The sequence below is a fragment of the Candidatus Fukatsuia endosymbiont of Tuberolachnus salignus genome, from assembly GCF_964030845.1.
Classification (GTDB): domain Bacteria; phylum Pseudomonadota; class Gammaproteobacteria; order Enterobacterales; family Enterobacteriaceae; genus Fukatsuia; species Fukatsuia symbiotica.
On record NZ_OZ034983.1, the window covers coordinates 2188305 to 2201780 of the forward strand.

13 protein-coding genes and 2 pseudogenes are annotated in these 13476 nt (G+C 42.1%); 8 read left to right on the forward strand and 7 right to left on the reverse strand.

The window, feature by feature from the left end:
- Positions 1–2 precede the first annotated feature (2 nt).
- The 7 genes from AAHH42_RS10710 to AAHH42_RS10740 are packed head-to-tail and all read right to left on the reverse strand — an operon-like array spanning position 3 to position 6394.
- Positions 3–2099: a flagellar biosynthesis protein FlhA gene (locus tag AAHH42_RS10710; protein ID WP_072550148.1), complete on the reverse strand. Its 2097-nt coding sequence runs from the start codon at positions 2097–2099 to the stop codon at positions 3–5.
- Positions 2089–3219, reverse strand: a complete 1131-nt coding sequence (locus AAHH42_RS10715) for a flagellar type III secretion system protein FlhB (RefSeq protein WP_342221100.1) — start codon at positions 3217–3219, stop codon at positions 2089–2091. Before AAHH42_RS10715 ends, AAHH42_RS10710 begins: the two co-directional genes overlap by 11 nt.
- Complete coding sequence (locus tag AAHH42_RS10720; protein ID WP_072550146.1) at positions 3219–3992, reverse strand: flagellar biosynthetic protein FliR; 774 nt, start codon at positions 3990–3992, stop codon at positions 3219–3221. Before AAHH42_RS10720 ends, AAHH42_RS10715 begins: the two co-directional genes overlap by 1 nt.
- Positions 3993–3998: 6 nt before the next feature.
- The gene (fliQ, locus tag AAHH42_RS10725; RefSeq protein WP_072550145.1) at positions 3999–4271 is read right to left on the reverse strand and encodes a flagellar biosynthesis protein FliQ; all 273 of its coding nucleotides are present in this window, start codon (positions 4269–4271) and stop codon (positions 3999–4001) included.
- A 1-nt stretch (position 4272) separates the two neighbouring features.
- Entirely contained in the window at positions 4273–5034 is a 762-nt protein-coding gene (gene fliP, locus AAHH42_RS10730; protein ID WP_072550184.1) for a flagellar type III secretion system pore protein FliP, read from the reverse strand.
- A 17-nt stretch (positions 5035–5051) separates the two neighbouring features.
- Positions 5052–5471 (reverse strand): flagellar motor switch protein FliN, encoded by a 420-nt coding sequence (gene fliN, locus AAHH42_RS10735; RefSeq protein ID WP_072550144.1) that lies wholly within the window; start codon positions 5469–5471, stop codon positions 5052–5054.
- Between the two features lie 5 nt (positions 5472–5476).
- Positions 5477–6394, reverse strand: coding sequence for a FliM/FliN family flagellar motor switch protein (locus tag AAHH42_RS10740; RefSeq protein ID WP_072550143.1), 918 nt, complete (start codon positions 6392–6394; stop codon positions 5477–5479).
- 393 nt (positions 6395–6787) lie between these two features.
- On the opposite strand from AAHH42_RS10740, the pseudogene AAHH42_RS10745 reads away from it, so the two are divergent.
- From AAHH42_RS10745 to fliJ, 8 genes and pseudogenes are all read left to right on the forward strand, one after another.
- Positions 6788–7576, forward strand: a pseudogene (locus AAHH42_RS10745) (sigma-54 interaction domain-containing protein); the annotation flags it as partial.
- Between the two features lie 69 nt (positions 7577–7645).
- A pseudogene (locus AAHH42_RS14860) lies at positions 7646–7822 on the forward strand (helix-turn-helix domain-containing protein); the annotation flags it as partial.
- 24 nt (positions 7823–7846) lie between these two features.
- Entirely contained in the window at positions 7847–8209 is a 363-nt protein-coding gene (locus AAHH42_RS10750) for a flagellar hook-basal body complex protein FliE (RefSeq protein ID WP_072550141.1), read from the forward strand.
- Between the two features lie 9 nt (positions 8210–8218).
- Positions 8219–9889, forward strand: coding sequence for a flagellar basal-body MS-ring/collar protein FliF (gene fliF, locus AAHH42_RS10755; protein WP_072550140.1), 1671 nt, complete (start codon positions 8219–8221; stop codon positions 9887–9889).
- On the forward strand, positions 9873–10904 hold the full coding sequence (locus AAHH42_RS10760; protein WP_342222067.1) for a flagellar motor switch protein FliG: 1032 nt from the start codon (positions 9873–9875) through the stop codon (positions 10902–10904). The genes fliF and AAHH42_RS10760 overlap by 17 nt, the downstream gene beginning before the upstream one ends.
- Before the next feature lie 6 nt (positions 10905–10910).
- Positions 10911–11627: a flagellar assembly protein FliH gene (gene fliH, locus AAHH42_RS10765; protein ID WP_342221101.1), complete on the forward strand. Its 717-nt coding sequence runs from the start codon at positions 10911–10913 to the stop codon at positions 11625–11627.
- A 1-nt stretch (position 11628) separates the two neighbouring features.
- Positions 11629–12972, forward strand: coding sequence for a flagellar protein export ATPase FliI (gene fliI, locus AAHH42_RS10770; protein WP_425286333.1), 1344 nt, complete (start codon positions 11629–11631; stop codon positions 12970–12972).
- Positions 12973–13042: 70 nt separating this feature from the next.
- Positions 13043–13462 (forward strand): flagellar export protein FliJ, encoded by a 420-nt coding sequence (gene fliJ / locus AAHH42_RS10775; protein ID WP_072550137.1) that lies wholly within the window; start codon positions 13043–13045, stop codon positions 13460–13462.
- Positions 13463–13476 lie beyond the last annotated feature (14 nt).

Below are 13476 nucleotides of genomic sequence, written 5' to 3' on the forward strand. Positions count from 1 at the left end.
AGCTAATCCAATGTACCTACGACGGTTAAATCCATATCATCCGGTATTTCGTTATAAGACAATACATTTAAACCCTGCGAAAATAGCCGTGCATAGCGGGCAAGCAAAGGCCGTAGCTGAGGTGTGACCAACAAAATTGGCGTATGCCCCTGAACTTTCATTTGCTCGTTGATAATCGGCATATTGTTTTGCAGTTGGGTCAGGATGTTGGGATCGACGGGGAAACTGTCGAGGGAAATTTTACTTGTTTGCTGAGATTGACTTAATGCACCCAGCAACAGATTTTCCAATTCATTATTGATGGTATAGACCGGCAACTCTTTTTTATCCCGATTGAGTTCATTAACGATAGCATGACGTAACGCATAACGAACATCTGCGGTTAGCAACAGGGTATCTTTAGTGACCGCAGAACTTTCTACTAAAGTGGCAGCGATAGTCACGATATCTTTTAACGGCACATGCTCAGTCAATAACTGGCGATAGATCCGCAATAACTGGCTAAAGTTTAAAGCAGTTGCAAGATCTTCAGCTAAACGTGGCGACAAGGCTGCCAGTCGCTGATGTAATGGCGTGATGTCATCATAATTAAATAATTCTGGCAAATGTTGACGCGCGACTTTATTTACATGTGTTGCCACCACACTGGCACAATCTACCACCTGATAGCCAAGACCCAGTGCCTGAGGTTTATCTTCAGGGTCGATCCAGACAATCGCCATACCGTAAGCCGGATCAGTCTCCAATATACCATCGATTTCACCGTACAATTCAGGAGTGGGGATAGCCATTAACCTGTCGGCGTGAACTTCTCCTTCAGCCATTTTGACATTATTAATATTAATTGAATATTGTGTTGGTTTAAGGCGAAAATTTTCCCGGATACGCACTTCTGGGAACAAAATGCCACATGTTTCAGAAATAATTTGCCGCACCCCGCGGATCCTCTGCGTGAGTGGGCTACCTTTCGCTTTATCGACCAACGTCACTAGCTTATATCCTAACGTCAGTGCAATGGGTTCAACTATCGGGATGCTTTCCCAACTGATGTTCATTGCATCATCGGTAGAAATAGCCTGAGTAATGGTATTAATATCCGGTTCTGGCGCAGCATACTGAATTTTCTTTCCTTGCTGCCAAGCGGCAAACAACAGCAATGCCGTAAAACTGAGAAATGCGATATGCGGCATACCCGGTACGATTGCCAGAACAAACATCACGAAAGCAGCAGTATATAAAACATTCGGTTTGGCGAGGAGTTGATCTTTTATTTCATCACTCATATCACCACCATCGCTGACACGAGTGACGATAATTGCCGCGGCCGTCGCCAATAATAGAGAAGGAATTTGAGCAACCAGACCATCACCAATGGTCAGCAAGACATATTGCTGAAAAGATTGACTGGCGTCGAGATCATATTTAAAAATGCCGATACAAACGCCACCAATCACATTAATGATCAGGATCATAATACCAGCGATGGCATCACCGCGGACAAATTTAGAAGCACCATCCATCGCCCCGTAAAAATCCGCCTCATTGGCGATCTCTTTACGACGTTGACGTGCTTGTTCCTGATTGAGTAAACCGGCGTTAAGATCAGCATCTATCGCCATCTGTTTACCCGGTAAAGCATCCAGGGTAAAACGTGCAGAAACCTCGGAGATACGTTCCGCTCCCTTAGTGACCACGACAAAATTGATAATCATCAGGATAATGAACACCACAAAACCGACAACAAAGTTGCCCCCGATCACGACTTGACCGAAGGCCTCGATCACTTTACCTGCTGCGCCTATCCCCTCATGGCCGTGAAGCAAAACAACGCGCGTTGAAGCAACGTTGAGCGTTAAACGCATTAAGGTCGTTATCAACAATATTGTTGGGAAAATGGCAAAATCCAGCGGTCTTTTACTGTTGACACTGACCAATAACACCAATACCGACAATACAATATTGAAGGTAAACAGAATATCCAGTACCAATGGAGAAAGCGGTAAAATAATCATCGCCAAAACACAAAGCAGCAATATGGGCACGCTGATGTGTGTATGCCTGAAAAAGTGAGTAATATTTTTTAAACTATTATTTATCATGGGCTTTTAGCATCTCTTTGGGGATCCCTAGGTGTGTATCCAAGGCAGGTTTTTCTGCCTGCCCAGAACGCCAGGATTTTATTTGCATCACGTAAGTAAGTACTTGTGCTATTGCCCGATACAATGGGGCTGGAATTTGTTGATTGACCCGGGTTGAATGATATATCACGCGTGCCAGTGGCGGAAATTCCACGACTTCAATACCATTTTCTTGAGCAACTTTGCGTATATATAACGCAATATCATCTTTACCCTTGGCAACAATATAGGGTGCACTGGCTTTTTGAGGATCATATTTTAAGGCTACCGAATAATGAGTCGGATTGGTAATAATAACATCTGCAACCGGAACGGTTTTATTAATTTGACCAATAGAAAATTGATGTTGTAATTGGCGTATCCGTGCTTTGGTGTGTGGATTGCCGTCGTTATTTTTATGTTCTTCTTTAACCTCCTGCTTGGTCATTTTCATTTTTTTAATAAACATATATTTACTGAGTGGTACATCAAATAAAGAAAAAATAATGATAATAGCGATAAAATAAGCGAATATATAATGATAATGACTGAATCCGAGAGAAATCGCTTCTTGCAAATGAATAGATTGTAAATACATGAGTTCTGCTAAATTATTTTTTACCATAATGCAGAGTGTAAAAATTAACACCGTGCATTTTAGCAACATTTTTAGTACATCAGTAATATGGCTGAGAGAAAATAAACGTTTAAATCCACTAATAGGACTCAATTTTTTTAGATCCTGAATTAATTTTGACGTGGTAAAAATCCATCCTCCGGGTATTAAAGAAGCAATTATGCTGACCAGAGGAATCGGCAATAGCGTAGCGATAAACTTAAAAATAACCAAGAAATTACGTAGCATGAATTGCTCCATCGCACCATTATCATCCAATTTTCCTGCCATCATACCAATAGAAATAAATGATTCTTCACACAATTGCCTGTAATAAGGAAAAAATAAGGCCAGGGTAAAAAAAGAAGCCAATAATCCCGCCCCCATCGTCATATCTTTTGAACGAGGAATATCTCCTTTTCTACGTGCCTTGGATAATTTCCCCCCCGTAGGCTTTTCACTTTTTTCACCACCGCCACCAGACATCAGTACCCCTTCATTTTATCTAATTGTGCGAGGATCTCATTACTCAGATGCAAATAGTGATCAGGTATATTGGTCATGATCAACACCAGACAAAATAAACCGAATAACATGCTAATCGGAAAGCCTAGCGAAAAAAGATTCAGGGTTGGCGATACTCGATTTAGCAAACCAAATGCGCCTTGAACAGTTAACATAATAAAGGTTGTTGGTAACGCTAATAGCACGGCTGACGAAATAATCCATCCCATACTCAGAGACAATGAACGTAATGAAAAATTATTAATGGCATCGCCAATCGGCCAATAGGTAAAACCTTTATATAAAATACTAATAAAAAGCAAATGTCCATCGACAGTAAAAAATATTAACACACTAAAAACAAAAATAATTTGCGCAACAACGACAGTGGATGCGTCACTGCCGGGATCGTTCATTATTGCCATTCCTAAACCCATATTCATTGATAGAATGTGTCCGGCAGTCTGCAAGGCAATAAAAACCAGGCCAAGGGTCGAACCAAATAGCCACCCCCATAAAATCTGCTCGGCGACCAACAACAATGCCCGCATCGATAACAAATCTTTCAGGATAATATTTTGATTTAACATCGGAGTAATCAAAATCGCTAATAGCAATGCAGCACCCAGCTTACTTTTACGGTTAAATGCTTTGTGACCCAATAGCGGACAAAAATGCAAAAAAGATAGGATACGCACAAAAGGTAGCCACAGTGCAAATAGCGCTGTGATAAGTGCCTTAATATCGATCTCCATCGCTCTTTACCCCACCAACTGAGCAGCTTGGGTGAAAATAGAAATGGTAAAATCGCTCAACTTGGTGATCATCCATTTACCGGCCAAAATCAGTACCAACAAAGTGACACTAAGGCGAGGTAAAAAGCTTAAGGTTTGTTCGTTGATTTGCGTGGTTGCTTGAAAGATACTGACACACAACCCCACCAATAAGCTGGGTACGATGGCGACAACCGATATTATCAGCACTAAACTGACGCCCTGAGCCACAATATCCCCAGCGATATCCATCGTCATCATATCATAGCCCCTGTATGCTAGCGGTTAGAGTACCGACGATCAGCGTCCAGCCATCACAGAGCACAAATAACATCAGCTTGAACGGCAAAGAAACGATCAAAGGGGACAACATCATCATTCCCATTGCCATCAAAACACTGGCAACAATCAGATCAATCACCAAAAAGGGAAGATAAATCATAAAACCAATCTGAAATGCTGTTTTCAATTCACTGAGTACATAAGCCGGCGTCACCACACTCAGATCTTGCTCTTGCGCCGCACCGGTAACCTGCGCGATCCCCATCATCTGGTCTAATGATGAAGTACTGGTCTGAGCCAGCATAAAATTTTTCAGCGGTTGTTGTGCTTTCATCAACGCCTGCTTGAGTGTGATTTCATCATTTTGAAAAGGTAGCACGGCATTATCATAAATTTTCGTCCAGACTGGACGCATGATCAGCAGCGTTAGAGACATGGCAATACCCACCAGAATTTTATTGGGTGGGCTTTGTTGTAAACCTAAGGCTTGGCGCAAGATCGCTAGCACGATAATAAAACGGGTAAAACAGGTCATCATCAAAAACATAATTGGCAGCAGGGCCAACAAAGTCATCAGGATCAGGATTTCAATTTTTACGTTGTAATCTTGCCCGCTGGCTGTTTCAGTGGTACTGAAGAAAGTGATGCCTCCGTCCTGTGCAAACAGAACAGAGGAAAACAGCAATCCGCAGATCAACAATAAACCTCTTGTTAAACCGACCAGGCTACGCGAATTGGGCATTGCGCGCTGTTCACAATTCATAGGGCAAGTTCACCCAGATTCTGATTATTCAACTCAATAATTCGCAGGCCATATTTATCGTTGAGTACGACCACTTCGGCCTTACCGAATAAAATACCATTTACCTTGATATCAAGGGGTTCACCGGCAGGTTTATCCAGTTCAACAATGGATTGCGTGTTGATAGACATCAGCTCAGCCAATGAAAGTTCAACCGATGCCACCTCCAATGTTAATGCAACTGGAATACGATTAAACAATGACATATTACGTGCTTTTTCGGCTAGCGCTGATTTGGCTACTGCAGATTCAGTAACAGTATTTTGTTGAGGTTCAACAGCATCCACATCACTTGATTCGCTATCTGCTATCTGATCTAAGGTAAAATCGAGATCGAGGTCAAGATCGGCGTTTAATTCTTTTTGCTCGTCAGTCATGGGTATTATCTCATCGTTTTTTCATTGAATTCGGAAAGGAAAAGTTTTCCGCGACTTTCTGTAATGGTTGCATTAAACATTTGTTCTCTACCAATAAAAACCGGAAAACGTTCAGGCATAGAGACAGTAATAATCTCTCCTTCCTTCAGCACTTTTAATTCGGCTAATGTGAGGTTAACACTGGTTAATCTACAGTTTAACGTAACCGGCAATTTATTAAACAATTCTTCCAAAGGGAGCGCTGCTTTATTATTACCTGCCTTTTTCTCTTCTTCATCGTCAGACTGATGAGAACGGAGTAATCTATCAACATGATTAGCATCAAGTAAAAGATAAAAAACATGCTGTTCGTCACCGGCTAATGAAAATATTATGCGATAAGACCATTTTTTAACAAAGGTACTATGAGTATTTTTTAATACCAATGGTTCACCAAAATCATCGATATTCAGAAATAATTGTGTTAACTCAATGCCCAGTTTATTTTTCAGTCTTTCTTCTGTTTTGGTTATCGATGTTTGTACCCCGGATTCAACAGCAGTATTATCTTTACTGAGTCCATAATAGCCATTGAGCATACTCAATAAAAAACTACGTTCAGTATCGAAAGCGACATTTCCCAATTCAGTACTGAAGACTTTAGCGTTTTTATGGCTACAGTCCATCTCGGTATTAATATTCTTTAACGATAGATTAACCCGATATTTTTTTAGGAAAAACAGGCTAATTTTAGAGTCTAAAATATCAAAATAATCAGAAATTATTTTGGGTACTTTGTTGTAAGGGCGACCCAGTTTATTGATATCGAGTGTCATTACCTCTGGTAATTGATCACCTTGATAGATTTTTGCCTTGATTTTTTTTGATTGTACATTTTTTAATTGCACGCCTTTTGACTGCTTGCAAAGGATATCACGCCTCATTTTCTATCCCGTCATTTTATTTATCAATCAAATTTTACAGGCGCTAATTAAACCTCCTATTACCAAACTGTACAATAGATTTTTTATTATTTATTTATTTTTAATTAAATTAATAAATAATAGTCAACTTATTGATTTTAAATAAATTAATTTTTTTAATTTTTTTTTAATGCTATGATGCCAGTAGCTACTTGTATACTTGCCGCCGATGATTAAATATCACCAATGTACTAACTTAATTAAATTGATACAGAATTGTTTCTAATATCATCACTCTCTACCGTACTTACACTCATTGTTGAGTTATAGTTTAGTTAGACCATAGTTTAATAAAGCAATAAGTTTGATGAAAAAAGAGTTTACAGAATTTATTTTTCAGGGTGAAAACACATTATGATGAGTATCACTATGGATTTCTTATCTAAAAATGATCATGGTTTTGTCGCTCATGCTTCCTCCAGCATGAGCGTATTTTCCCTCGCGCGCCGTGTCGCTGAGTTCAATGTTCCCGTGCTGATTACCGGTGAAACAGGAACGGGTAAGGAGTGTGTAGCAAAATATATTCATCAAAAAGCAATAGGGGACCATTCCCCTTACATTGCGGTCAACTGTGCAGCTATTCCTGAAAGTATGCTAGAAGCTATTCTATTTGGCTATGAGAAGGGTGCTTTTACCGGTGCTATTGCCAGTGTTCCAGGAAAATTCGAACAAGCAAATGGCGGCACATTATTACTCGATGAAATTGGCGATATGCCGTTAGCGCTACAGGTTAAATTATTGCGAGTTTTACAGGAACAGGAAGTAGAGCGTCTTGGTGGACAAAAACGTATTCCACTTGATATCAGAATAATAGCTTCAACCAATAAAGATTTGGAGATTGAAATAGCGAAAGGACATTTCAGGCAGGATCTTTTTTATCGACTTTCTGTCGTGCCCATTCACATTTCACCGTTGCGTGAACGTCCAGAAGATATTCAGCCATTAGCACAACAATTTATTAAAAAATATCACGATTTTTTAAACGTTAAAATAGAATTAACGTTAGAAGCCAAGCAAAGGCTACAAACATATTCCTGGCCAGGTAATGTCCGGGAATTAGAAAATGTCATTCAACGTGGCATCATCATGAGTAATAACGGAGTGATTGATTTTTCAGATCTCGGTTTACCTCTCTCTACGGGTAGTATCCAGATGGAAAAAATGTCTCTGCTTAAAACAGATGATAGCCGAATGAATACGCATGAAAGAAAAAGCAATATTAAATCACGCGGTCGCTTAGCGGAATATCAATATATTGTTGATTTATTGCAACGCCATCAAGGTAGTAAAACAAAAACAGCAGCATTTTTAGGCATAACACCAAGAGCGTTACGTTACCGACTCGCTTCTATGCGTGAAGAAGGTATCGATATTGAATGCTACTCATAACGAGTTAAGGAATAAAAAATAGCTATGACGGATGAGTATAAAGTTAATTTGATGGGTATCGCTTCTTTGCAAGCACCCATACTGCAAAAAATGCAGCAGGTAATAGTCATTGCTGCCAATGGTGCTTTTGCGAATACGGTGTTAACTCTTGATAAAGAGAGCACGCCCTTCTCTTTCGCCAGGATTTTCGATCACGCGATTGATAGTGTGGATCAACTACAACATGTGGCCAGTGACAAACAGGAAGCAATAGATATGGGCATCAGTGACGATTTAACTGGCACCATGTTAGAGAGTCAAAAAGCGAGCGTGGCTTTCTCGGCACTGCAGAAGGTGAACGACAAGCTCCTCACTGCAATGAATGAAATCATCAATACTCCGCTGTAAGGTAAAACGGTGTTAGATAAACTTAAACAAAAATTGCCCCCTATTAAGTGGGACAAAAATAAAAATACTATCCTCATGGGTATCGCGGCAACCGTGATTAGCGGCGCGATAATTTTCAGTCTTTGGCGCAGTTCACAAGGCTACACCGCATTATTTGGTTCTCAGGAACATATTCCGATTGCGCAAGTGGTGGAGGTACTCGGCGGCGAATCTATTCCATACCGTGTCAACCCGGATAACGGTCAAATTCTGGTATCCGAAAGTCAGTTAGGCAAAGCACGCATGACATTGGCTGCAAAAGGTATCACTGCTGTTTTACCCGTTGGCTATGAGTTAATGGATAAAGAAGCCATGCTCGGCAGTAGCCAGTTTATGCAAAACGTTCGCTATAAACGGAGTCTGGAAGGTGAGCTAGCGCAAAGTGTCATGGCACTTGACGCGGTTGAATATGCCCGGGTGCATTTGGGAATGACTGAAGCCAGCTCTTTTGCCATTAGTAACAAACCCGATAGCAGCGCTTCGGTGATATTACGTTTGAAATACGGTCATCGGCTGACAGAAGAACAGGTAGGTGCCATTGTTCAATTAGTCTCTGGTAGCCTTCCCGGGATGAAAGCCGCTAATGTCCGGGTGATTAACCAAAATGGTGATTTACTTTCTGAAGCATATCAAACTGGCAATAATGGCTTGTCAATGGTCAAAACTGGCCCAGAATTAGCCCATAAGCTGCAAATGGCGGCGGAAAAAAATATCGCCAATCTACTCAATTCCATTGTCGGGCTCAATAACTACCGTATCAGTGTGGCGACACAAGTGGATCTGAGCCATATTGAAGAAACCTCCGAACGTTATGGCACCGATCCGCACACCATTGACGAAAATGTGAGTCAGGAAAGTGGCAACGATGACAGCGCAACAGGTATTCCTGGTACCTTGAGTAATGAGCCAGCAGCGCAGGCAGATACCGGGCCACCCGCTGCTGCCGTTATTAGCCGTAATCAATCACAGCGTAAATTTGCTTATGATCGCGATATTCGCCATGTGCGTCATCCCAGTTACAAGCTAGAAAAAATGACCGTCGCCATTGTATTGAATAAATCTGCCCCGGCGGTGGAGCAATGGACAACACAACAACTCGATGAGTTAAAGCAGCTAGCAGAAGATGCCGCTGGTATCGACCTCAAACGAGGTGATTCTCTGACGATGAATATGATCGCTTTCACCGAACAAGCTGAGTACCAGGAACCTATCTTACCTTGGTGGCAAGAACCGAGCATTTTACGCTGGGCCGAGATGATAGGCATAGGTCTGTTAACACTGTTGTTCTTGTGGTTTGGAATCCGACCTTTGGTGCAACGTCTTACTCGTGAAGAGAAGTTTCCAGTAGAAGCCGTTGCCGCTAGCGATCAGAGAACAGCGCAAGAAGAAAAAGAAGCAGAACCTCAATTGGGCGAGTTTGATACAGAAGCCACGGATGAAAAAGTTCTAGCAAAAGCGTTACCTAAATCCCCGTTCCAGGAAGAAGAAAATTTACCATCACCGTCTTCAGGTCTGGAAACCAAGATAAACCATATGCAGATGCTCGCTTATTCTGAGACCGACCGTGTAGCTGAAGTGATTAAACAATGGATCAATAGTAATGAAAGAAGCAACACAGAATCCAATGAACAAACTAGTTGATATCTCTGACAGTCCTGCTGAGAAGGAGATCCGTACACGTTTGGATCAGGCTGGCATATTACTGCTCAGCATTGGTGAGGACGCCGCGGCGGCGGTGATGAAGAAATTAAGTCGTGAAGAGGTGATCTGTATCAGTGAAACCATGTCACGTCTGCAAGATGTCAAACTTATCCATGCCCGACAAGCGTTAAATGATTTTTTCCATGATTACAGTGAGCAGAGTGGCATTAACGGTGCTTCACGCAGTTATTTACAAAGTATTCTGGAAAAGGCCTTAGGGGGAGAGATCGCCAAAAGCGTGATCAACGGCATTTATGGCGATGAGATTCGCCATCGAATGACGCGTCTACAATGGATCGATCCCGTACAACTCTCGGCGCTGATTGCTCAGGAGCATTTGCAGTTACAAGCGGTATTCCTTGCATTTTTGCCACCGGATGTCGCTGCTGATGTGCTTTCTTATTTAGATAAGAATCAACAGGATAATGTGTTGTACCGCATCGCTAAACTGGATGACATTAATCATGATGTGGTGAATGAACTTGATCGCTTGATTGAACGCGGCGTAACACTGCTTTCAGAACACGGTTCTAAAGTATTGGGTATCAAACAGGCAGCCAATATTGTTAACCGTATTCCGAATAATCAACAACAGCTCTTGGAGCAGTTGGGGGAACGTGATGAAAATGTACTTAATGAACTGAAAGATGAAATGTATGAATTCTTCATCCTTAGCCGTCAGACGGAAACCACCTTACAACGTCTGGTAGATGAAGTGCCAATGAACGATTGGGCGGTCGCATTGAAAGGCACTGAGCCAGTATTACGTCAAGCTATTTTCAACGTATTACCGAAACGTCAAATTCAGCTATTGCAAAATGCAACGGATCGCATGGGGCCTATCACCGTCAGTCGAGTTGAACAGGTACGCAAAGAAATTATGGCCAGAGTCCGTGAATTAGCCGAAGCAGGAGAAATTCAGGTGCAACTCTTTGCTGAACCAACCGTGGAGTAATAGCACATGTCAGGTAAAAATAAGTTAGCTACCTCAGGGGTGAAGTACCGGTTACATAAATTTCCGCCATTACACCAGACACCTTTGCTATCGTTAGGGCAGGATAGGGTTGAGCTAGCACCAGAGGAATACCAAAAGCAATTACAAAAAGGTTTTCAGCAGGGCATTGAGCAAGGTTTCACACAAGGTGTGATCGATGGCAAGGAAGAGGGCTATGAGGAAGGTGTTCGTTTAGGCTATGACGAAGGCATGAAAAAAGGTCGGGTGGAAGGACGAACATCGGGGAAAGATCTTTTTACCAACGCGATCCAGCCTTTTTCTGTGTTATCTACTGCGATGCAAGATTATCTGAATAATTATGAAGTCCGACGCCGTGATGAGTTAATGAAATTAGTAGAAAGAGTGACGCGTCAGGTGATCCGTTGTGAGTTGGCGTTACAACCTACGCAATTATTGACGTTGGTAGAAGAAGCACTCGCTAGCTTACCCACAGTGCCGAAACAACTAAAAATTTATCTCAATGCAGAAGAATTTGCCCGTATCAATGATGTAGCCGCAGAAAAAGTAAAACAATGGGGTTTACAGGCGGATGTGGCCATGGAACCCGGTGAATGTCGTGTTGTCACCGAAACCACTGAAATGGATGTGGGTTGTCAACATCGTTTGGATCAGTGTATCGATATGTTAAAAAGCAATTTATTAACGGATAGCACGCATGATTAAAATGACCGAGAACCCGGTGGAGGGTATTACTGATAGTTCAGTTATCGATAATGCATTGAAATCCATTGACAATATCAGTCTTGTCCGCGTTTCAGGCCGCTTGGTACGGGTTAATGGTATTTTGCTTGAATGTGTCGGCTGCCGTCTCGCCATTGGTCAGCGCTGCCGGGTTGAAGGTAGCGACTCTATTTTTGTCGAAGCACAGGTTGTCGGTTTTGATCGTGATGTCACCTACTTAATGCCTTTTAAGCCGCCGAGTGGTTTGATAAGCGGTGCCAGGGTTTTTCCAGGCTACGATGAAAGCGAACAATTGATCGGTGATAGCTGGTTAGGGCGCGTGGTAAACGGCTTAGGAGAACCTATAGATGGTAAGGGCGCCTTAGGGGGCGAAACACCCCTGATTCAGCAATTACCGCAGATCCATCCACTGATGCGGCGTGCGGTGGCAGAACCACTGGATGTCGGTGTAAAAGCCATCAACGGTTTATTTACTATAGGTAAGGGACAGCGTGTCGGATTGATGGCGGGGAGTGGCGTGGGTAAAAGTGTTCTGCTGGGTATGATCACGCGCTACACCCAAGCGGATGTGGTGGTGGTTGGACTGATCGGTGAACGCGGACGCGAAGTCAATGAATTTATCGCACATTCACTACAGGCGGCAGGAATGGCGAAGTCAGTGGTCGTCGCCGCGCCAGCCGATGAATCTCCCTTGATGCGCATCAAAGCTGCTGAAATCTGCCATTCGATTGCTACCTACTATCGAGATAAAGGCAAAGATGTCCTGCTATTGGTCGATTCGTTGACGCGTTATGCGATGGCACAACGCGAAATTGCCCTCTCACTGGGAGAACCCCCCGCGACCAAAGGTTATCCTCCTTCTGCTTTCAGTGTGATCCCACGCCTGGCAGAAAGTGCGGGTAACGGTAAGGGAACCATGACAGCAATTTATACTGTTTTAGCGGAAGGTGATGATCAGCAGGATCCGGTGGTCGATTGTGCCAGAGCGGTATTGGATGGACATATTGTGCTCTCGCGTCAACTGGCTGAAAGCGGACATTATCCTGCGATTGATATTGGTCAGTCTATTAGTCGTTGTATGAGCCAAATAGCAAGTACGGAACATATAAAATCGGCGAGTCATTTAAAAAAATTATATGCTGATTATATTAGTATTAAGCCGCTGATCCCTTTAGGCGGTTATATCCCTGGCGCTGATGCCAATGCCGATAAAGCAGTCAATAGTTATCCGGCGATAGCCCATTTTTTATACCAAGAAGTGAGCCAATCAGCGTCTTTGGCTACCACTGTGGCACAGCTTGCCACACTCTATACAGGATCAACTTAAATAACGATAAATCATATAATAATAGACTTCTCACCATAGTGAGGGATGACAACACATAGGGCTAAAAATTATGAACTCTATATTGGAAAAATTATTGCAATTACGTCACCAGAAAGTTAACAAATTAACCGCTCAGCTATCACAACAGAAAAGACTTTGTCTGCGTTATGAAAAAAATATTAATGCATTAACAGCATTATCAAATAAAAGCCCTACGATCCATGCTACTTCTGCAGCGTTACTGAGCAATAAATCCAGTTATAAAAAAAACATTCAACGGGTCATTAACTGGCAGAAGCAAGAACAACAATTGGCCGATATTCAGGCGCAGAATTTACAAATTAGCTTAAAACAACAAGTCTGCCAGGAAAAAATGGTTGAAATAGTATTAGAGCAACAACAACATGCTTTCATTTTGGCACAAGCACGTAAAGAACTAAAAATTAGTGACGGTATTTCAACACAATGTTGGTTACGTAATCATGTCTAATAATATTAAGAGAC

Excerpts from the sequence above, each read along its gene's own strand:
- fliI (WP_425286333.1), top strand. The coding sequence starts at position 11,629 with ATGACCGAGAACCCGGTGGAGGGTATTACTGATAGTTCAGTTATCGAT.
- AAHH42_RS10750 (WP_072550141.1), top strand. The coding sequence starts at position 7,847 with ATGACGGATGAGTATAAAGTTAATTTGATGGGTATCGCTTCTTTGCAA.
- fliH (WP_342221101.1), top strand. The coding sequence starts at position 10,911 with ATGTCAGGTAAAAATAAGTTAGCTACCTCAGGGGTGAAGTACCGGTTA.
- fliJ (WP_072550137.1), top strand. The coding sequence starts at position 13,043 with ATGAACTCTATATTGGAAAAATTATTGCAATTACGTCACCAGAAAGTT.
- AAHH42_RS10740 (WP_072550143.1), bottom strand. The coding sequence starts at position 6,394 with ATGAGGCGTGATATCCTTTGCAAGCAGTCAAAAGGCGTGCAATTAAAA.
- fliN (WP_072550144.1), bottom strand. The coding sequence starts at position 5,471 with ATGACTGACGAGCAAAAAGAATTAAACGCCGATCTTGACCTCGATCTC.
- AAHH42_RS10715 (WP_342221100.1), bottom strand. The coding sequence starts at position 3,219 with ATGTCTGGTGGCGGTGGTGAAAAAAGTGAAAAGCCTACGGGGGGGAAA.
- fliQ (WP_072550145.1), bottom strand. The coding sequence starts at position 4,271 with ATGATGACGATGGATATCGCTGGGGATATTGTGGCTCAGGGCGTCAGT.
- AAHH42_RS10720 (WP_072550146.1), bottom strand. The coding sequence starts at position 3,992 with ATGGAGATCGATATTAAGGCACTTATCACAGCGCTATTTGCACTGTGG.
- fliP (WP_072550184.1), bottom strand. The coding sequence starts at position 5,034 with ATGCCCAATTCGCGTAGCCTGGTCGGTTTAACAAGAGGTTTATTGTTG.
- AAHH42_RS10710 (WP_072550148.1), bottom strand. The coding sequence starts at position 2,099 with ATGATAAATAATAGTTTAAAAAATATTACTCACTTTTTCAGGCATACA.
- AAHH42_RS10760 (WP_342222067.1), top strand. The coding sequence starts at position 9,873 with ATGAACAAACTAGTTGATATCTCTGACAGTCCTGCTGAGAAGGAGATC.